The organism is Rhodococcus sp. A14, assembly GCF_011603105.1.
Taxonomy (GTDB): Bacteria; Actinomycetota; Actinomycetes; order Mycobacteriales; family Mycobacteriaceae; genus Rhodococcus_F; species Rhodococcus_F opacus.
The window spans coordinates 14,891-34,955 of the sequence record NZ_JAAOQS010000006.1 but is presented as its reverse complement, the minus strand read 5'-3'; the positions used below and the strand labels follow the sequence as shown (position 1 = coordinate 34,955).

The following is a 20,065-nucleotide window of genomic DNA, read 5'->3' as shown; positions in this document are numbered from 1 at the left end:
TTATCCTCCCGAAATGGTGATCGAACCGAGCGAGGTGAAGTGGGCGGCGACGCGAGCGCCCGGTTCGACCGCGACGGCGTCCGTCATTCCGCCTGTCAGCACGACCCATCCGGCTTCGATGGCGTGCCCCCGCTCGGCCAGCGTGTTGGCCGCGAACGCGAGTGCTTCGGCCGGGTGACCCTGCACGGCGGCGCCGGTCGCGGTGTCGACGATCTGTCCGTCGATCTCGAGCAAGCACGCCTCGAGGGCGAGGTCGAGATCCTCAGGTCGCCGCAGCACCGGTCCGGTGACGTACACGCCGGACGAGTTATTGTCTGCGACAGCGTCTTCGAGGGTGAACTTGAACCCGGCGTAGCGGCTGTCGATGATCTCGGTCGCCCCGAATACATGATCGACCGCCGTCAACGCCTGGGCTGCGGTGACTCCGGGTCCGGCCAGCCGACGGCCCATCACGAACGCGATTTCCGGCTCCGCGCGCGGGTGGATCAGGCGGTTGCGGGGGACCGGGTCACCGGCGGGTAACGCCATGACATCGGTCAGCCAGGCCACGGAGGGAGCGTCGACCCCCATCTGCCGCTGTTTCGCCCGGGAGGTCAGCCCCAGCTTGATCCCGGTGACGAGCTCGCCGCGGGCCTTGCGGGCGGCGAGGGCGATGTCCTGCGCCTGGTAGGCCACGGGCAATGTGAGGCCGGGCCACTCGGCGGACAGCGAGGTCCGTGAGGTGGTGGTGGCCTCGGCGTCGAGAAGGATGTCGGCGATGCGGCCGGCGCTCCAGCGCTGTTCGCTGGTCTGCTGGTTGCTGGTCACTGTTCTGCTCGCTCTCCGAGGATGGCGGACACGCTGCCGAGTCCGCTCATGTTGGCCACGATGGAATCGCCCGGCGAAATGGGGAAGGCCTTGGTCATCGACCCCGGCAGCACCACGTGGCCGGGTTCGAGGGTCACCCCGAGCGGGCCGACTGTGTTGGCCAGCCACACCAGCGAATTCAGCGGGGAGCCGAGCACCGCGCCACCGGCGCCGGTCGCCACCAGCTCGCCATTGATGTGCAGTGTGCAGCCGGTCAGGCGCAGATCGACGTCCCGCAGCAGCACCGGACGACTCCCGAGGACGACCCCACCGGAGGAGGCGTTGTCGGCGATGGTGTCGAAGATGCCGATCTTCCAGTCCCGGATCCGGGAGTCGACGATCTCGAGGGCGGGAAGGACGAACTCCACGGCCCGGACAGCGTCCGCGATAGTGACTCCCGGCCCGGTCAGCGGCCGGCCGAGGACGAACGCGGTCTCCGGCTCGATCCGCGGCTGGATGTAGGTCGCGGCCGGAATAGGCTGGTGCTCGAGGTGGAACATGCTCGCCGTCAGGTGGCCGAAGTCAGGCTGATCCACCCCCATCTGCCGTTGGATCGCGGCGGACGCGAGCCCGACCTTGTGCCCCTTGACGGTGTCCCCGTCCTTCTCCCACTGCTCGACCTGTGCCTGCGCAATGCGATAGGCGGTAGACAATTCCGCCGGCGCGAACTCGGGTGTCAGCGGATCGATCGGCGTACCGCTGCGGTACGCCTCCAGCAGCCGCTGCGCGGCGCCTTGTACCTGGTCGGAAGACATGAAGACCTCGGGCTTTCCTCGGAAGCGCCCCGCGTCGCTTGTCGCAGCTCGCGGGGGATGTGACCTGTTGCACTGAACTCCCACCCTCGGGCACTATGGGCCGTTATGCAAGACGATTGTGCCGATGAACGGCACAGAACCTCCGGGAGGATCCCCGCCGGCGACGCCGGTTCCATCGTCCGTGCGGTCGCGGTGCTCGACACCCTCGGCGCCGCCGACACCGCCCTCGGTGTCTCGGAGATCGCCCGCCGCTGCGGCCTGCCCAAGTCCAGCGTGCAGCGAATGCTCAAGGCGCTGCATGCGGTGAAACTGCTCGAGCGCGAGGGCACCCGCTACCGGCTCGGGCTCAAACTGTTCGAACTCGGTCAGCACGTTCCCCGCCAACGCGACCTCCGCGAGGCGGCCCGCCCGTTCATGGCCGACCTGCAGGAGGCGACGGGCCACTCCGTCCACTTCGCGGTGCTCGACGATGACTGCGTGGTGTACCTCGAGGTGCTGCACAGCCCGAACTCCCCACCCCTGCCGACCCGGATGGGTGGCCGGTGGCCCGCACACGGCACCGGAATCGGCAAGGCCATCCTCGCCTTCTCCGACCAGACCGTCGTCGAGCACATCCTTGACACGGGCCTGCCCCGGCTCAGCGAACGGACCATCATCACCCCAGGGCTGTTCACCGCCGAACTGGCCCGAATCCGCGAGCGCGGAGTGGCCTACGACCTGGAGGAATCGCGGGCCGGGGTCGCGTGTGTGGCCAGCCCGGTCTTCGGGCTCAGAGGCCAGGTCGTAGCCGGAATCTCGGTGTCCGGGTGGCACACTCGCATCAACCTCGACCATTCGGCCGCCGCCGTGCGGACCGCCGCCCTGAGTTTGTCGCGGTACCTGTCGATGCGGTCGGGCTGAGATAGGTCAGCTCGCCGCCGCGACCGTCGGATCGTCGCGCTCGGTGCGCACCACGGGGTCCGTGGAGTTCGCGATCGCCCGGGAGATCTCGGCGCCGGCAGCGATAACCGCACTCTTGAACTCGGCCTGAGCCGGCACGAACCGGCTGGCCGGCACGCTCATGCTCACCGCCGCGACCACCAGTCCCATCTCGTCCCGGACAGGGGCCGCGACACAGTGAACTTCCTGGACCGCCTCGCCGGCGTCGAAGGCGCACCCGGACCGCAGCACCGACCGCAACTCCTGTGCCAGGGAGGCCGGGTTGATGATCGTTGACGGGGTCAGTCGCCGCAGTGGCTTGTTGGTGATGTTGCGTTCGACTTCACCGGGGTCGCACTGAGCGAGAAGAACTTTGCCGACTGCGCTGCAGTGCGGTTCGAGGTGGGCACCGACCCGGGCGCCGGCGACGTTGATGACATGGTTGCCGAGCACCTTGTCGACGTAGAGCACCCGATACCGCTCCATGACAGCCAGGTGGGTGGTCTCGCCGTACTTGTGCGCCAGATCCTGCAGAATCGGGGAGGCGCAGGAGCGGACGTCGACGGTGCCCTTGAGTGTCTGACTCAGCTCCACCACCCGCCAGCCGATGCGGTAGCGGCCGCGGTTACGGCACTGCAACAGACCGGTCTCGACCAGAGAAGACAGCAGTGCGTGTGCGCTCGAGCGTGGCACGTTGATGGCCTCGGCGACTTCGGACGCACCCCATTCAGGACGGGACACGGTGAACAAATCCAGCACGGGACCGATCTTCTGAACCGTTTGGAGAGGCGCCACAACATTTCCTTTCACTGTCACGACCGCATGGGGTGCCGTCGCATCCCGAGTATGTGTGGCAGCTCACACGCAGGTCCAACCGAATGTGCCGGTGACCGGCACATGCCGAGGGTTTTGCGTAAATCGGACTTGCTGGCGTCGCATTCTGGCCAGTTCAGCTCGCGAGTGCGGAATGCCGTCGCGTGGGTGCAGCGATCTTCCCTGCACCATGCCGGAACTCGAGCCACTCGAACGGGTCGACCGCGGACCAGGGGCCGCGGCAGTCGCCGAGTCGCTCGGCGACCGTGCGTGCCAGCATCCTCGGGGTCACCGCGTCTGCGCCGCCTGACACCCCCGGATGCTGCAACGGTCCGAGAACGAATTCGTGCCAGGTCACCGAGACACAACCCGCTTCGTTCGCGATGAGTCCGGAGGAGTTCACTCGCAGCCCCGCCAGCACCGCTGGAAGCTCGCCGGTCGCATTGACCACCAGCTGAGCCGGACGACGTCGTGTGGCCCCGTCGAGGGCGCCGGCAAGTACCTCCTCCACGCGGTCGCGTCCTCGGATACCCAGCAACTGGTCGTGGCTGCGTACGGTGATCGAGACTCCGTCCAAACGAGTAGGCACGTCGTCGACCACGGTCCGGTGGTTACGCGAGGCACCGCCGAGTACGAGGATGTCGCGGGCAGCGCCGCGCTCCGCTGCCCGGGCGAGACCTCGGACTGCGGCGCACGCCCGCTCACCCGAGCCGACCACCACCGCCTGCTCCCACACCATCAGCTGCGCAGCATCATTGGCGATATCACCGGCCCACACACTGCCGGGCAACTCGGCGCCGGAAATCGGCAACACACGCTCACGGAACGACTCGAACCCATACACCACGGCGTCATATCGGGCGATCAGATCACCCCGACTGATCGACCTCACATCCGGAACGACGAGGGTGCGAACATCCGCGCGCGGCACGCCGTGGCACCGCAGGTCGGACTCGGCGAGGTTCGACACCACAACGTCGACCGTCAACCCGCCCCCGCACCGATCGGCGAGGCTTTCGACGAAGTCCCGTCCCCCATAACCACCGAGCACCGCCACGCGGCGGTACTCCGAGGGCGCTCGCCGCTGCGAACCGCAGCCGCTCATCAGAACTACCGAAGAGTGTTGCATGCCACACACTCTGTGTCGTTGCTCCGACATCTCGGGCCTGGATTCGGCTATCCAGGACAACTGCGCCCAATCACACCGAAAAAGCCGGCAAAGCCACTCGGGCGTGCCGATCACCGGACCACCTTCGTAGCGTGACCAGACCTACGACCTCTATCGCGCCGGGAGGGACCAGACAGTGGAAGCACACGACGTTCCGGATCGACTGATTCCGCCAACCTGGTCGCCGGCCCAGGTGATCTGCACGGCATTTGCATCCGCCGCGGCAGCGGCGGGACTGCTCGGCACGGTCACGACCGGCCGACTGATCAGCCTCGGTCTGGTGGTGTTCAGCCTGCTCACCTTCGTAGTAGTGTCCGCCCGAATCCCCCCGCGACGGATTATGGGGCCATACCTGGTGCTCAGCGGAACCACACTGCTCCAGCTCAGCCTTCTGTGCAGGTCGGATGTGTCCGCGTCGTTGTCGCACGACGGTCTTCGTTCTCCGGACTGTGCCTACGGCGTCACCGGAACCGCCGCGGTTGTCCTCGGGTGCGCATACTGCCGCATCGCTATCTCTCGGCATCACCAGGCGTTTTTCGGCGCCAGCGAGGTCGGCGGTATCTAGAATGGGGTAGTCGCATCGCGAGGAGACCCCATGGGCAGGAGCTGGTCAGCCGGGGCGCGGCGCATCGACGAACCGGTCACGGCGCGCTGAGGGCCAGCCATGCCGGACGACCCCACCGACAACACCCAACGCCAGGTCGATGCGGACATCGTCGCGGAGCTGGCGGCCGAAGGCTTCGAGGACGCCAGCATCGCCGGCCGCGGCGGGTTCGGCATCGTGTACCGATGCCGCCAACCAGCGCTCGACCGGTTGGTTGCCGTCAAGGTGCTCAGCCCCGATCCGGACCACATGGATCGCGCACGTTTTCTGCGCGAGCAGCAGGCCATGGGGAGACTGTCCGGGCACCCGAACATCGTCCACGTCCTGCAAGCCGGCATCACCTACACCGGACGCCCCTACATCGTGATGCCGTTCCACCGCCGCGACTCCCTGGACTCCTGGATCACCCACCACGGTGCCTTGACGACCGCCGAGACACTGGCCGTCGGCGTCAAACTCGCCGGCGCCCTCGAAACCGCGCACCGCGGGGGAGTGCTGCATCGCGACGTCAAACCGGCCAACATCCTGCTGACCGAATACGCTGAACCGCAATTGACCGACTTCGGCATCGCCCGCATCACCGGAGGTGAGGAGACCACGCAGGGCCTGGTCGCCGGATCCCCCGCCTACACCGCTCCGGAACTGCTCAGCGGCGCCGACGCGTCCACCGTGACCGACGTCTACGGACTCGGTGCGACACTGTTCACCGCACTCGCCGGCCGGCCGGCCTATGCCCGACGCCGCGGGGAACAGGTCTTCGCCCAACTCCTGCGCATCGGCACCGAGCCGTTGCCCGATCTGCGCGAGCAGGGAGTTCCCGAGGCCGTGTGCGAGGTGATCGAGTCGGCCATGGCCCGGGACCCGGCTGAACGCCCCAGGACCGCTGCGGACCTGGGCGGGGCGCTGCGAGAGGCGGGCGAACACATCGGCCTCGCCATGGCGGACATTCCGCTTCCACTCGTCGGTGACGACGACCGTCCCTTCCGACCCACGGACGAGATCAAGGTCGGTGTGTCGGACTATCTTCGATACCGCCGCAGTAACGGGACGCGTCGAGATCTCCCCCCACCACCGAGCGCTTCCACCAAGTACCGCCCGCCGGTTACACCGGGGGCAGCGGTGGCGCGTACGCACCTGCTCGAGCGACTGCGCGGCAGCGGTCGCCGGCGCCTGGTGCTGATTCATGCACCCGCGGGATTCGGCAAGAGCACACTGGCCGCCCAACGCCTGGAGGCATTGCGGAGTGACGGTGTGGCGACCGCCTGGCTGACGATCGACAATGACGACAACACGCTCATCTGGTTCCTCACCCACCTGATCGAGTCCATCGCCGTCGCACAACCGGCCTTCGGTCGGGAACTGGTACGCGAACTCGAAGTCCACGGCGCCGGCCGCGAGCGGTACGTGCTGACCTCGTTGATCGACAAGCTGCACTCGGCCGACCAACACGTGGCCCTCGTCATCGATGACTGGCACCGCGTGAGCAACGACGACACGCGGTCGGCACTGGCGTTCTTACTCGAACACGGTTGCCACCACCTGCACCTGATCGTCACCAGCCGCACCCGGCTCGGCCTTCCGCTCAGCAGGATGAGTGTGCACAACGAGCTCGTCGAAATTGATTCCGCAGCACTGCGGTTCGATGTCCGAGAGTCGACGCAGCTGCTTGTCGACCGGACCGGTCTCGATCTGGGCGAACCCGATATCGTCGAACTCGAACAGTCGACGGATGGGTGGGCGGCGGCTCTGCAACTGGTCTCGCTGGCACTGCGCGATCACCCGCACCCCCGCGAGCTGATCGACCACCTGTCCGGGGGGAACCGGGCCATCGGCGAGTACCTCGCCGAGAATGTCCTCGGCAGTCTCGATCGACACACACTCGACTTCGTGCTCACCACCTCGATCACCGAGAAGACCTGCGGCGGACTGGCGCGGGCACTCACCGGCGACCAGGACGGGCAAGCCGCCCTCGAGGACGTCGAGGCACGTGATCTGTTCCTGCGCCGACTCGACGACGAGGGGGAGTGGTTCCGTTATCACCACCTGTTCGCCGAGTTTCTCCAACGCCGCCTCGCGCGCGACGACCCCGATCGTGTGGTCGAACTCCACCGGAAAGCAGGCGGATGGTTCGCGGGCCGGGATCTTCTCAGCCAGGCAGTCGACCACTACCTCCTCGCAGGTGACGAGCACGACGCCATCGGACTCGTCGAGAACGCGGCGATGGACCTGCTCGAGCGGTCGCAAATGGGAACACTACTCGGTCTCGCCGCGAAACTGCCGACGAAGAAGACCACCGATCACCCCCGACTGCAGATCGCACTCGCCTGGGCGCACGCGCTGCTGCACCACCCCCGCGACGCCGAGCAATTTCTCTCCGTCGCGGAGGCCGCACTGACCAGCGGAGGCGACGACAGCGCGGTAGCGGATATGTGCGTCGAGGCCGCCTTCATCCGAGCCACCGTCACCGTCTTCGACGACGAGATCGACGGACTCGACGAGGCAGTCGAGGGATGCATTGCACGCGCGAGCACACTGCGACCCTGGGTGTTGTGCGGAGCCGCCGACGTCGCATCCTTCCACGCGATCTACCGATTCGACTTCGACGAAGCTCGACGATGGCAGAAATGGGCGCTTCCCTACCATCGGCGCTCCAACGGTCCGTTCAGCGTCATCTACGGATACTGCATGGCCGGCGTCGCCGCCCGAGAACAACTCGATCTACCGGCCGCGGAGGCCAGCTTCAGGCACGCCATGGATCTGGCAGCCGAAGAGGGTCTCGGCTACGGCACCCGGCTCACCGCAGCCCTACTCGGTGACCTGCTGTACGAACAGGGACACCTCGCGGAGGCGGACCGTCTCCTCGACCGCAGTCACACCTTGGGCGCCGAGGGCGGCACCGTCGACTTCATGCTGGCCACCTATGGCACGGGTGCACGACTGAAGTACCTGCTCGGACAAAACGACGCGGCAAAGTCGCGTCTCGACGAGGGCGCCCGACTGGCACAACAACTGCGCCTTCCCCGACTGGCCGCGCGGATCGACAACGAACGAGTCCGAGCCGGGATCGGACAGTCTTCGTCCCGTACCCCGGACCTCGACCGCGAGAGTCGCCACCACCACAACCGGGACAACGGCATCGCCGTCCTCACCTCGGAAATGGAGCAGGACTCGGCGATCCGGGAGACACTGGCCTCACACCCCCACGTGCAGGACCTCGGGCCCGTATACGACAGGGCGCACGCCCTCGTCGAGTCGATCGACCGACGAGCCCGCCCGCGGGCATTCCTCAACGCCGCCCTGTTGCAAGTGGAAACCTTGGCCGCCGCGGGACGAGAGGACACCGCGCGGGCGGAACTGCTGCCGCTCGCCGAGCAGTGCGCTCGACTCGGGCTGATCCGGCCTCTGCTCGATGCCGGACCGGCGGTGAGCCGGTTGGCACGACGTCTCCGGACACATCTCCAGGACAGCGCGGGCACCGTCGTGTCACCCGAGTTGGATGAGTATCTCGCCGACCTGGGGAAACAGCCGACCTGACCGAACGAGTGGTCAGAAGGACACGGGATTGGTCAACGCCTGCAGGGCATATGCCGAAATCGAGAGAAGGGCGTTCCGGACCGAAGCGCGGCTTCGTGCGTCAACGTAGATGATCGGCACGTCGGCCGTGACCGCCAACGCGGCCCGGATGTCGTCCAGGGGGTATCGCGGGGCCTCGTCGAACTCGTTGACCGCCACCAGAAAGGGAAGTCCACGCGATTCGAAATAGTCGACAGTGGCGAAACTGTCGTCGAGTCGACGGGTGTCGATCAGAACGATCGCTCCGATCGCTCCGCGCACCAGATCGTCCCACATGAACCAGAACCGGTGCTGGCCCGGCGTTCCGAACAGATAGAGGATCAAATCCTCTGCCAGCGTGAGGCGCCCGAAATCCATCGCGACGGTGGTGGTGACCTTCTGCGGGGTTGCCGTGACGCTGTCGATCCCGGTACTCGTGTCGGTGACCATCGCCTCGGTCCGCAAGGGAACGATCTCGGACACCGATCCGACCAGCGTGGTCTTCCCGACACCGAATCCGCCGGCGATGACGATCTTGGCCGAGGTGACACGCGCAGGTAAGGGATTCGGCCCACGAGTACCGGCCGGCGGTAGTGCCGCTGGGATCATGACCGCGCTGCCGAACGGGGCCTGGCCTCGACCTCGGACCCGACGCGTTCGACCAGGACCGCCATCTCGTAACCGACCTGTCCGATGTCGCACTCCGCTGTGGTCAGGGCCGCCAGCTGCGAGCCGTCCCCGACACTCATCAACAACAGATACCCGTGCTGCATCTCGACGACCGACTGCAAGACACCACCGCCCTCGAACAGGGTCGACACGCCGGCCGAGAGACTGGCCAACCCTGACGTGACCGCCGCGAGCTGTTCGGCTCGGTCGAGTGGCAGGTGCTCGCTTGCGGCCATCAGCAGACCGTCGGCCGAGACCAGCACGGCGTGCGTCACGCGGGGGACGTCGCGGGCGAAGTTCGATACCAACCAGCCCAGCGTGCCAGGACTTGTCACGAAGGTTCCTCCTGTTGTCATCGGTCCCGCGGACCGGGACGGGGCGAGTTGCCCGTCCTGCCTGCGCGGACACCGCTTTGGTGTTGCGTGAGCCTGGCGCGGATGGTTTCGGGTGTGCGGACTCGCCTGGACGTGGCGTCCGGCTCGTCGATACCGCCGGGGACCAGGCGTTGGCCAGGGACACGTTGTGGCAGCCCGTGGCGGGTGACCCGCTCAGGGGTCTGCTGCGCGGCCCGGCGGGCAGCAGACCACCCGGTATCCGCTCGCGTGATCCACTGTTGCGGAACATCGCTGTCGGTCTTGGTGGGGGCGGTCAACCATGGGGGAGCGATACTGGCGAAGATCGGGGTCTGCGCGGTCCCGTCGTCGCGGGTCTCCTCGGCAACCACCCGAGGCTGGAAGAAGGATGCCGTCCGAGTGGAGTCCAGACGATGTCGCGGCGCGGGCCCTTCGGAAGTCTTACTGTTCTCCGGGGTTGCCACGGATGGGGGTCGGGCGGCGGTAGTGATCCCGATCGCCCCGGGTCGGCGTTGGGGAAGAGTACCTGTTACGGGACCCGCTGGTGCGCCGACACCCTCGACTCCGAGAGGTACCGGTTCTTGGCGTGCTCGCTGTCGCTGGACGGGGACTGGTTCGACCGTCGCAGGGAGGGCGCGGGTCTCCGGTGACGTGTGTGCGGGCTGCTGACCGGAACCCGGGGGACGTCCGCCGTAGCTGTCCTGGACCTCGGCGGTCGGTGCCGAGGTGAGCACATCACCGGAGATGTGGACCGACACGGTGATTCCCGCGTTGCGTGACCGGTCGAGTGTGCGGCGAAAGGTGATGGTGATGTTGTGCCTCTTGCTGAGTTCGCTGACGACGAAGAGTCCCATGCGACGTGCAGTGTCCGGGGTGACCTCGGCCGCCGCGGCGACGCGGTCGTTGACCTCGTGCAGGTCGGTCGCGGACATGCCGATTCCGCGGTCCACGATCTCGATCACGACACCGCCGTCGATGGTGCGCGCGCAGGTCGTCATCACCGCAGTGTCCGGCGGCGAGAAGTGCAGCGAATTGTCGAACAATTCGGCCAGGATATGCACGAGATCCCTTCCCGCCGTGCCGGTCAACGTCACCGGTGGTACCGGGCCGACCTGAACGCGCTGGTAGTCCTCCACCTCGGAAATCGACGCCCGCACGGCATCGCCCAGCGGGATGGGTGCCGGGCGGCTACGCCGGTTGTCGCTGCCCGCCAGGATCAGCAGGTTGTCGCCGTTGCGGCGCATCCGGGTGGCGAGGTGGTCGAGCCGGAACAGGTTGTCGAGGCGCTTGGGGTCGCGCTCTTCGAACTCGAGTTGCTCGATCATCTCGAGCTGCAGATCGATCAGTGACCTGCTGCGCCGTGCAAGCGTTTCGAAGACGTTGTTCATCTGCAGCCGCAGTTGCGCCTGCTCGCCGGCGAGCAACAGGGCCTGGCTGTGAATGTCATCGATGGCGCGAGCAAGCTGGCCGATCTCTTCCTGGGTGTGCACGTCGATGGGATCGACTGCCAACGTGGACGCGGCGGCACCGGCCTTGACTCGTCCGACCGCCTCCGGCAGGTCTGTGTGCGCAACCTGCAGGGCACCGCGGCGAAGTCTGCGTAGTGGCTCGAGCAGGGATCGTGCCACCATAACGGCGAGCAGAATCGCGGCGAGCAATAACGTCGTGACCACCGCCATGTCTCGCCACGCGCTGGCCCGCAACGCGTCCGACTTGGCCCCGACCACCTCCCGCAAACCTGCGGACGCCGAGGCGACTGCGCTGGAGTAGTCATCGACGCTGGCGAACAGCGAATACTTGAGACCGGTCAGTGCCTGCTCGGCGCTCTCACGGCGAGTAGCGTTCTGTAACAATGCGATTCGGTCGCTCACGCCTTTTCGGAGAGTCTCGATGGTCGGGTCACCGGGAGGATAGCGTTGCGCGACCTGGTCGAGCAGCGCGGACTCGGTGCGGAGGTCGGCCAGAAGATTGACGCTCTCGGATTCGAGAGTGGCATCGGATTCGCCGGTGAGAATTGCTGTCGATGCGACGACCGACAGGCCCTCGGCGGAGATCTGCTTCTGGGCTGCCCACAGATCCTCGAGACGCCCGGTCTCGACGACCAATTCGGGGTCGGCGATCGGCACGGTAATCGCGGTCACCGCGCTCGACAGACCGGAGCGGATGGACGCGAGTTGTTCGGTGAGTGCCGCCGTCGACGTGGGTCCCTGCTTGGCCTGTGCACTCAACGCTCGCGCACCGGCGAGGGCGGTCGCAAGGTGCGAAGCCGTGTTGTCGTCGAGCCGGGCCGACGTATTCGCTCGTTCCACTTCCCCGATGGATGCGTCGAGGTTGTCGATCATCGACACTGTGATCGCGCGTTGCGCGAGTGTTCCCATCACAACGGCCGCGTCCCCGTCCAATTCGACGAGCAGGGGAAGCATCTGGACCCGGTCGCCGACCGTCGTGAAGTCCGCGGCCGCCTCGAGTCCTTCCTGTACGCGGAGAGCACCGAGTCCCGCCGCAACCAGGAGAGGAACGGTCAACACGATCGCCATCTTCCATCGCAGCGACCAGCCTGCGATACCTGATGTCGGCCGCTGCTCGCGGGTCCGACGGAAGCCGACAACCGCGGCGGTTGCGCGACTCATCGTGTGCCTCTCGGGTCATGCGCCCCCGGAGAGGGCGCGGCGGAGCGCCGAGGTGGTGGCCGAAGCAATGGGCGGACCGTCCTCGTCACGTGCCCGGGAGGCTATGACAGAGACGGAGAAGCGCAGGAGAGATGCCGGGATGTCCGCATTCCACCGACACATAGGCTGAAGCTGTTCGGGAAAACCGAAAGAAGTAGACCGAACAACCGGTGTTTCGCCGAAACTGTCGCGCAGCGCCACGTCGAGGCCGGGTTACGTCGCGTATGGCTACCCGAGAGGGGTCAGTGTATCCACCGGACCACAACAACCACCCCCGGACCGCAACCGCATTCACCGTCGGTCGCCACGCGCCGTGCTGAACCACCGGGCAAGCGACTCCGTCGAGCTGTCCAGATCGGCGAAGTCCGGCGACTTTTCCTTCGCACTCACGATGGTCTGCAGTTCCACCGCCTGAGTCTTGCCGAGTTCGACACCCCACTGGTCGAACGAGTTGATGCCGCACAGTGCGCCTTCGACGAAGGTCTGGTGTTCGTACAGTGCGATCAGTTGCCCGAGGATCGAGGGGGTGAGCTTGCGCGCCAGGATCGTCGTGGACGGACGGTTCCCGGGCATCACCTTGTGCGGAATCAAAGAGTCGGGGACACCATCAGCGGTGATCTCGTCGGTGGTGCGGCCGAACGCGAGGACCCGCCGCTGCGCGAGAAGGTTGCTGACGAGGTTGTCGTGCATGCTGCCCCGGCCGTCGATCGTGGGCCGGTCCTCGGTGGGATCGGCGAAGCCGAGAAAATCGACCGGTATGAGCCGGGTGCCTTGGTGAAGCAACTGGTAGAACGCATGTTGCCCGTTGGTGCCAGGCTCGCCCCACCAGATGGAACCGGTCGCGGTAGCAACCGGAGCCCCGTTCAGCTGCACCGCTTTACCGTTGGATTCCATGGTCAGCTGCTGCAGATAGGCCGGAAACCGGTCGAGGTCGTTCGAATACGGCAGCACCGCACGGGTTTCGGCGCCGAAGAAGTTCGAGTACCAAAAGCCGAGGAGCCCGAGCAGCACCGGGGCGTTCGCCTCCAAGGGCGCCTCGGCGAAATGCCGGTCCACGGTGTGCATCCCGGCAAGGAACTGACCGAATGCGTCCCTGCCGATCGCGGCCATCACCGACAGCCCGATCGCGGACCCGACGGAGTAGCGGCCGCCGACCCAGTCCCAGAACTCGAACATGTTGTCGGGGTCGATCCCGAACTCGGCTACTTTCGCGGCATTGGTGGACACTGCGACGAAGTGACGGGCGACCGCATCCTCACCGAGCGCGGTGGTCAGCCACCGCCGGGTGGCGGTGGCGTTGGTGAGGGTTTCGATGGTGGTGAACGTTTTCGACGACACGACGAACAACGTGGTCGCCGGGTCGAGATCGGTGAGGGTGGCAACCAGGTCGGTGGGGTCGACATTCGAGACGAACCGGACCGTAATGCCGGCCTCGGAGTAGTGGCGCAGCGCGCCGCACACCATGCGCGGCCCCAGATCGGAGCCGCCGATGCCGATGTTGACCACCGTGGTGATGCGCTCACCGGTGACCCCGCGCCACTGTCCGCTGCGGATGCGGTCAGTGAACGCGCCCATTCGGTCGAGCACTTGGTGCACGTCGGCGACCACGTCGCGGCCATCCGCCCGTAGTTCCGAGGGCCGGGGCAGGCGCAGCGCGGTGTGCAGTACCGCCCGGTCCTCGGTGGTGTTGACGCGTTCTCCGCGCAGCATGCGGTCGCGGTGTTCTTCCAGGCCCACTGCGCGGGCGAGGTCGGTCAGCAACCCGAGGGTGCTCCGGTCGATCCGGTGCAGGCTGTAGTCGATGAACAGGTCACCGGCGGTAACGGTGAGGTCGCGACCGCGATCGGGGTCGGTGTCGAAGAGTTCCCGCAGGTGCAGGTCGGCCACGTCGGCGTGATGGGCCTGTAGCTTCTGCCATTCGGGGGAGCGGGTGATACTGGATTGCGTCGAGGTCGTCACGGTTCAGGCGATCCCGGCGGGTTCGGCGCGCCGGACGGCGTGCCCACCGAACTGGTTACGCAGCGCCGACACCGCCTTCATCGCCGGGGAGTCGTCCTGGCGGGAGGCGAACCGCGCGAACAGTGCGGCGGAGATCACCGGTGCGGGGACCGCGTGGGCGATGGCTTCTTCGACGGTCCAGCGGCCTTCACCGGAATCCTCGGTGTATCCGGAGATCGCGGCCAGGTCCGGATCGTCGGACAGGGCTTGCACCAGGAGGTCGAGCAGCCAGGACCGCACCACGGTGCCCGTCGACCAGGCACGCAGGACTGCGGGCACGTCCACGATCGAGTCCTCGGCGGCGAGCAACTCGTAGCCCTCGGCGTAGGCCTGCATCAGTCCGTATTCGATGCCGTTGTGCACCATCTTCGCGTAGTGGCCGGCGCCGACCGGGCCGGCGTGGACGAAGGAGTCCTCCCGGTCCCCGTCCGGTCGCAGCGCGTCGAAGACCGGCATCAGCCGGTCGATGTCGGCGGCGTCACCACCAACCATCAGTGCGTATCCGTTCTTGCGTCCCCACACTCCGCCGGAGACGCCGCAGTCGAGGTAGCGGATGCCGTGTTCGGCGAGGATGTCCGCGTTGAGCTTGTCGTCGGTGAACCGGGAGTTGCCGCCGTCGACGACGAGGTCACCGGGCGCGAGCAGCCGCGAAAGCTGCCCGATCACCTGGCGGGTCGGGGCTCCGGCGGGCACCATCACCCACACCGCACGCGGCGCCGGAAGCGATTCGACCAACGCTTCGAGGCTGTCCACATCGCTGTCGGCGGCGTTCGGGTCGTATCCGATCGCCTCGAGTCCGCGTTCACGCAACCGCTCACGCATGTTCAGCCCCATTTTGCCCAGACCGACCAGTCCCAGTTTCATCGTCACCGTTCCACTTTCAATTTTCGAGTGCCTTGCCGAGGTCTATGTCTACGGGGGTTTCGGGGCCGCCTCACCTGACCGGACGGGCAGCTGACACTGGCCGCTCGGCCAAGTGCATTACCTCGCCGCGCCTTCGACACTGGTAGTCGACGCATTGTCCGAATGCGCGTGTGGTGGAGCGAAAGACGGAGTGCAACAGAAGTGACCGTGTCTGAAGTGCAGGAGTGGGACCCGCTGGCAGCGGGCTCGGACGGCCGGTTGGGTGAGGCGTTGATCGGCGATATCGGTCAGGTCACCGAACCGGCGTCGATGGTGATCTTCGGGATCACCGGGGATCTCTCGCGCAAGAAACTGATTCCGGCCATCTACGACCTCGCGCACGGTGGCCAGCTACCACCGGACTTCGATCTGATCGGATTCGCCCGCGACAGCACCGACGCCGAAACCCGGCTGCGCGAGGCGGTGATCGCGCACGCGCGCACACCCTTCGACCCTGCGGTGTGGAACGAGCTGGCCGAGCGGATCCACCTCGTGCAGGGGTCGTTCGACGACACCGCCGCGTTCGCCCGGCTCGCCGCCCGGCTGGCCGAGCTCGATGCCCGCCGCGGCAAGCCCGGCAACTACGTCTTCTACCTGTCCATCCCGCCGTCGACGTTCGCCACGGTCTGCGATCAGCTCGCGATCACCGGCCTGAACCGGGATGCCCACGGATGGCGCCGGGTGGTGGTGGAAAAACCTTTCGGGCACGACCTCGCCAGCTCGCAGACCCTCGGTGTCGCACTGGAACGAGTGTTTCCACCATCCTCGATCTACCGCATCGACCACTACCTGGGCAAGGAGACGGTGCAGAACATCCTCGCGCTGCGCTTCGCGAACGGAATGTTCGAGCCACTGTGGAACAACCGGCACATCGACCACGTGCAGATCACCATGGCCGAGAACGTCGGCGTGACCGGGCGCGCCGGGTACTACGATGGCGTCGGCGCCGCCCGCGACGTCATCCAGAACCACCTGCTGCAACTGTTGGCGCTGATCGCGATGGAAGAACCCGTCGCGTTCGACGCCGACAGCATCGCCGCAGAGAAGATCAAGATCCTCTCCGCCACCGAACTCCTCGGACCGCTGGCGGAGACAACGGCCCGCGGCCAATACGGTGCCGGAGTGGAGAACGGCGTTCCCGTACCAGGGTTGGCTGACGAGGCAGGCTTCCCCGCCGACTCGACGACCGAGACCTTCGCGGCCCTGACAGTGGGCATCGCGACCCGCCGGTGGGCCGGCGTGCCGTTCTTCATCCGCACCGGCAAACGCCTGGCACGGCGCACCACCGAGATCGCGGTGACCTTCACACCCCCCGCCCACGGCTCACCCGCGGCCCGGGCCGCGGCGGTCTCGAACGTGCTCGTGTTCCGGGTCCAGCCGGACGACGGCATCGAGTTGCACATCGGCGCCAAACGTCCGGGCGGCGGCATGCACATTCAGCCGGTCAGCCTCGGGATGGACTTCCGGTCGGTGTTCGACCCGGCACCGGAGGCCTACGAGCGGCTGATCAGTGACGTGCTCCGCGGGGACGCCACCCTCTTTCCCCGCCGTGAGGAGGTCGAATGGTCCTGGCGGATCATCGATCCGCTCCTCGAACACTGGGCCGCCACGGGTCGCCCAGAGGACTATCCGTCTGGTGCGTCCGGCCCGGAGTCCGCGGAACGGATCCTCAGCCGGACCGGCCGGTCGTGGCGCCAGCTCTGACCCCTCCGGGCAGGTAGATGCGCGAGGTGGGACCGACGGAGGGGTTCAAGTCCCACCCACGCGGACGGCAGCTCAACCGGACTTCGACGATCTCGATGCCGCCGGTGCTCGTTGCGGATGCTCCTCGGCCCCACCGGACCCAGCTGGGGACCTGCTCTGCGTGTTGAGAGCGAACTCCGTTGACGCGATGGCTGCGGAACGGTCCTCGAACACCGCTCCACGCTCACTCAGTGACAGCACCACACCATACGGCGAAAGGCCCCGAACACGAACATGTTCGGGGCCTTTCGTGCACGCAGGACTACTTGGTAAGGGCGTCCTTGAGGGCCTTCGCCGCCGCGGCGGGGTCCTCGGCGCTGTAGATCGCTCCTCCGGCGACGGCGACGGCGGCACCGGCGTCACGGACGGCGGCGATGGTGTCGACCTTCACGCCACCGGCGACGGAGAACGGGACACCGGCGATCTTGCCGTCGTCGAGGAGGGTCTGGATCGAGTAGCCGGGCTGGGCCTGCTCGTCGAGGCCGGCGTGGATCTCGACGAACGCGACACCGAGCTTGGCGATCTCGCGGGCCCGCTCGACACGGTTCTCGACGCCGATCAGATCGGCGACGACCTTCTTGCCGTGCTTGCGGCCTGCCTCGACGGCACCCTTGACGGTGGCATCACCGGCGGCGCCGAGGACGGTGACCAGGTCTGCGCCGGCGGAGAAGGCCAGGTCGGCCTCGAGGAAGCCGGCGTCGGCGGTCTTGAGGTCGGCGAAGACCTCCTTGTCCGGGTGCGCCGCCTTGATCGCGCTGATGGCGCTGAGGCCGGCGCTCTTGATCAGCGGGGTGCCGAGTTCGATGATGTCGACGTACGGGGCGACCTTGTGGGTCAGGGCCAGCGCGTCGGCGGTGGTGAGCAGATCGACTGCAACCTGCAGCTTCGTCATGTGTTTCTCCTGGTTATCTTCTGTTGGGGATTTGGGGTAGGGGTCGCTCAGCCGATGTTGGCGTGGCGTTCCCACAGCCGCTCGGCGGTCTGATCGACGTTGTGCCACAGCGCCTGGAACAGGGCGTCGAAGGCGAGGAGCACGGACTGCTCGAACAGGCTGCCCGCGTACTGGGCGGTGATGGCGGCGCTGTGGTCCTGCTTGTCGGCCGCGGGCAGGAGCAGGACCTCGTCGGCGCGCCGGGCGAGCGGCGAGTCCGGAGCGGTGGTGACGGCCAGCACCGAGGCACCCACCGTCTTCGCGGTATCGGCGGCGCCGACCACCGAGGCGGTGGTGCCCGACCCGGAGACAGCGATCAGCACATCGCCGCCGCCGACGGCGGGGGCGGTGACCTCCCCGGCCACGTGGACGCGCAGGCCAAGGTGCATCAGCCGCATCGCGGCCATCTGGACGGCCAGGCCGCTGCGCCCGTTGCCGATCACGAACACCGCGCGCGCGGACGTGATGAGCGAACCGGCGCGGTCCCACTGTTCTGCGGCAACGGAATTGAGCAGGCGCACGTTCTCGTCGAGCACAATGCGGCGCCCGTCACTGAACCGTGTGCGTGTCTGCTCGACGGTGACGGTCATGGTCCTCCTCGGTATAGCCGTTCTGGGTGTGAGAACAAGGCTGCCGACCCCGAGGCGATCGGGCACCCGGCCGGCCGGCCGGTTCGGGCTGGCCGGTTGGCCAGTGCCTTCTCGCGGCTACCGGCCATACTGTGGACGGGTGGTAAGCGTGGAGGACTCGGTTCGGTTGCAGGTTGACCCCTGGGTGGAGATGCGGACGGTGATTTCGGGACCGCTGCCTGACATCGCGGCCCGCTTCTCCCGGTTCCTTGGCCGATGGTGGCCGCACGACGCCCTGGTGATCTTCACCCGTGAATGCACCGGACGTCCCCGCAAAGTCGCCGGAAACCGCGAGATCGTCGACCGGGTGACCATCGACGAACTCGACGAGATCAAACAATCCATCGAACCCGGTGGTCTCTTTGCCGGAATCCGTTCGCTGGGAGGTGGACGCCGCCGAGTCTGGGCGGTCCGCGACTCCGGCGACACCTTGCTCGTCCTGGTACCGCGACCATCCCACACCGGCTCATCCGTCCCAGTCCCTGGCGCCGACGAGGTTGCGGCACTGTTCGGGATCGTCGCGACCTCCATCCAGCACCAGGTGGCACAGGCCAGCCCCGACTATCTCGCCGAGTCACGGGCGGCGTCGAGTGAACGCGCCCGCACCATCGCCGAACTGACGGAGGTGCACGAGGCGACCCTGTCGTCGATCCTCGGAACCCTCCGCTCGAACGACCTCGACGACCGGCGATCCCGCATCACCGCGAGCGAGACGGCATCGGCCGCACTGATCGCCCTGCGGTCCGCGGGTGCCGCCGACCGCGCCCACTCCGAGGAGGCGGTCACCACCGCATTCGCCAGACTGCAAGGCGAACTACGCCCCCTGCTACGTCACCGCGACGTCGACGTCGACTACGTCGACCCGCCGGCCGACGGCCGCCCCCTCCCAGGTGAGGTGGCGCACGCGGCGCGGGCGATGGTCCGCGCCATCGTCCTGGCCTTCACCGCCCAACCGGTGCTGCCCCGGCTGCGGATCGCGTGGGACTGCGACGGCGACAACGTCCTCATCGAGGTCCGCGACCAGGGACCCGGCGAGATCGACCGAACAGCCCTCACACGCCAGCTGGCCGGCCGGCTGCAGACCCTTCGTGGCCGGATCGACATCGAATCCATCGCCGGATGGGGAAGCCGGGTCACCCTGACCATCCCCCTCGATCCACCGGCCGTCCGACCGGACGAGCACCTGCTGTCCACCCTGAACCCCCGCGAACTCGAAGTCCTCGCCCACCTCGCAATGGGAAAACGCAACCGCGCCATCGCCGAAGAACTCGGAATCAGCCAAAGCACCATCAAATTCCACGTCGCGAGCGTGCTCAAGAAACTCGACGTCGCCAACCGGGGCGAAGCCAGCGCGATCGGGATCCGGGCGGGGATTGTCTCCGGCGAGGCACAACCAGCGCCCGGCCGAAGCTAGAGACCACAAACCATCTCCGCGGCGTACGCCCAGGTCAACCGTGCTGCGGTTGCGTCGACGCAACATTGACCGACATATTGTGAGTGCCCGAGGCAGTAGC

The 20,065-nt window shown here is 67.0% G+C and carries 16 protein-coding genes; 5 read left to right on the top strand and 11 right to left on the bottom strand.

Annotated features, from left to right (window positions below):
- A complete protein-coding gene (locus G9373_RS05205; protein ID WP_167114221.1) occupies window positions 1–807 on the bottom strand; it encodes a fumarylacetoacetate hydrolase family protein in 807 nt (268 codons plus the stop codon).
- A complete protein-coding gene (locus G9373_RS05200) occupies window positions 804–1,601 on the bottom strand; it encodes a fumarylacetoacetate hydrolase family protein (RefSeq protein WP_167114218.1) in 798 nt (265 codons plus the stop codon). Before G9373_RS05200 ends, G9373_RS05205 begins: the two co-directional genes overlap by 4 nt.
- A 105-nt stretch (window positions 1,602–1,706) precedes the next feature.
- On the opposite strand from G9373_RS05200, the gene G9373_RS05195 reads away from it, so the two are divergent.
- The gene (locus G9373_RS05195) at window positions 1,707–2,501 is read left to right on the top strand and encodes an IclR family transcriptional regulator (RefSeq protein ID WP_095869889.1); all 795 of its coding nucleotides are present in this window, start codon (window positions 1,707–1,709) and stop codon (window positions 2,499–2,501) included.
- A 6-nt stretch (window positions 2,502–2,507) separates the two neighbouring features.
- Here G9373_RS05195 and G9373_RS05190 read toward each other — a convergent pair whose 3' ends face one another.
- Complete coding sequence (locus tag G9373_RS05190) at window positions 2,508–3,314, bottom strand: IclR family transcriptional regulator (protein WP_095869890.1); 807 nt, start codon at window positions 3,312–3,314, stop codon at window positions 2,508–2,510.
- Window positions 3,315–3,468: 154 nt separating this feature from the next.
- Complete coding sequence (locus G9373_RS05185; protein ID WP_167114215.1) at window positions 3,469–4,461, bottom strand: hypothetical protein; 993 nt, start codon at window positions 4,459–4,461, stop codon at window positions 3,469–3,471.
- Window positions 4,462–4,636: 175 nt separating this feature from the next.
- Between G9373_RS05185 and G9373_RS05180 the strand changes: the two genes are divergently transcribed.
- The gene (locus tag G9373_RS05180) at window positions 4,637–5,065 is read left to right on the top strand and encodes a hypothetical protein (RefSeq protein WP_167114212.1); all 429 of its coding nucleotides are present in this window, start codon (window positions 4,637–4,639) and stop codon (window positions 5,063–5,065) included.
- Window positions 5,066–5,164: 99 nt separating this feature from the next.
- Window positions 5,165–8,638: a serine/threonine-protein kinase gene (locus tag G9373_RS05175; RefSeq protein ID WP_167114209.1), complete on the top strand. Its 3,474-nt coding sequence runs from the start codon at window positions 5,165–5,167 to the stop codon at window positions 8,636–8,638.
- A 12-nt stretch (window positions 8,639–8,650) separates the two neighbouring features.
- Here the strand turns inward: G9373_RS05175 and G9373_RS05170 are convergent, their stop codons facing one another.
- The 5 genes from G9373_RS05170 to gnd form a co-directional block, all read right to left on the bottom strand.
- Entirely contained in the window at window positions 8,651–9,265 is a 615-nt protein-coding gene (locus G9373_RS05170; RefSeq protein WP_167114206.1) for an ATP/GTP-binding protein, read from the bottom strand.
- A complete protein-coding gene (locus G9373_RS05165) occupies window positions 9,262–9,681 on the bottom strand; it encodes a roadblock/LC7 domain-containing protein (protein ID WP_095869895.1) in 420 nt (139 codons plus the stop codon). Before G9373_RS05165 ends, G9373_RS05170 begins: the two co-directional genes overlap by 4 nt.
- Window positions 9,678–12,308, bottom strand: coding sequence for an ATP-binding protein (locus G9373_RS05160; RefSeq protein WP_167114203.1), 2,631 nt, complete (start codon window positions 12,306–12,308; stop codon window positions 9,678–9,680). The genes G9373_RS05165 and G9373_RS05160 overlap by 4 nt, the downstream gene beginning before the upstream one ends.
- 330 nt (window positions 12,309–12,638) lie before the next feature.
- Window positions 12,639–14,282 (bottom strand): glucose-6-phosphate isomerase, encoded by a 1,644-nt coding sequence (gene pgi / locus G9373_RS05155; RefSeq protein ID WP_167114364.1) that lies wholly within the window; start codon window positions 14,280–14,282, stop codon window positions 12,639–12,641.
- Between the two features lie 27 nt (window positions 14,283–14,309).
- On the bottom strand, window positions 14,310–15,209 hold the full coding sequence (gene gnd / locus G9373_RS05150; RefSeq protein WP_167114362.1) for a phosphogluconate dehydrogenase (NAD(+)-dependent, decarboxylating): 900 nt from the start codon (window positions 15,207–15,209) through the stop codon (window positions 14,310–14,312).
- A 162-nt stretch (window positions 15,210–15,371) separates the two neighbouring features.
- On the opposite strand from gnd, the gene zwf reads away from it, so the two are divergent.
- Window positions 15,372–16,952, top strand: coding sequence for a glucose-6-phosphate dehydrogenase (gene zwf, locus G9373_RS05145; protein ID WP_095869899.1), 1,581 nt, complete (start codon window positions 15,372–15,374; stop codon window positions 16,950–16,952).
- A gap of 301 nt (window positions 16,953–17,253) precedes the next feature.
- Here the strand turns inward: zwf and hxlA are convergent, their stop codons facing one another.
- Both hxlA and hxlB read right to left on the bottom strand, forming a co-directional pair.
- On the bottom strand, window positions 17,254–17,883 hold the full coding sequence (gene hxlA, locus G9373_RS05140) for a 3-hexulose-6-phosphate synthase (protein ID WP_167114200.1): 630 nt from the start codon (window positions 17,881–17,883) through the stop codon (window positions 17,254–17,256).
- 47 nt (window positions 17,884–17,930) lie between these two features.
- The gene (gene hxlB / locus G9373_RS05135) at window positions 17,931–18,512 is read right to left on the bottom strand and encodes a 6-phospho-3-hexuloisomerase (RefSeq protein WP_095869901.1); all 582 of its coding nucleotides are present in this window, start codon (window positions 18,510–18,512) and stop codon (window positions 17,931–17,933) included.
- A 148-nt stretch (window positions 18,513–18,660) separates the two neighbouring features.
- Between hxlB and G9373_RS05130 the strand changes: the two genes are divergently transcribed.
- Entirely contained in the window at window positions 18,661–19,965 is a 1,305-nt protein-coding gene (locus G9373_RS05130) for a LuxR C-terminal-related transcriptional regulator (protein ID WP_346842803.1), read from the top strand.
- The last annotated feature ends 100 nt before the right edge of the window (window positions 19,966–20,065 follow it).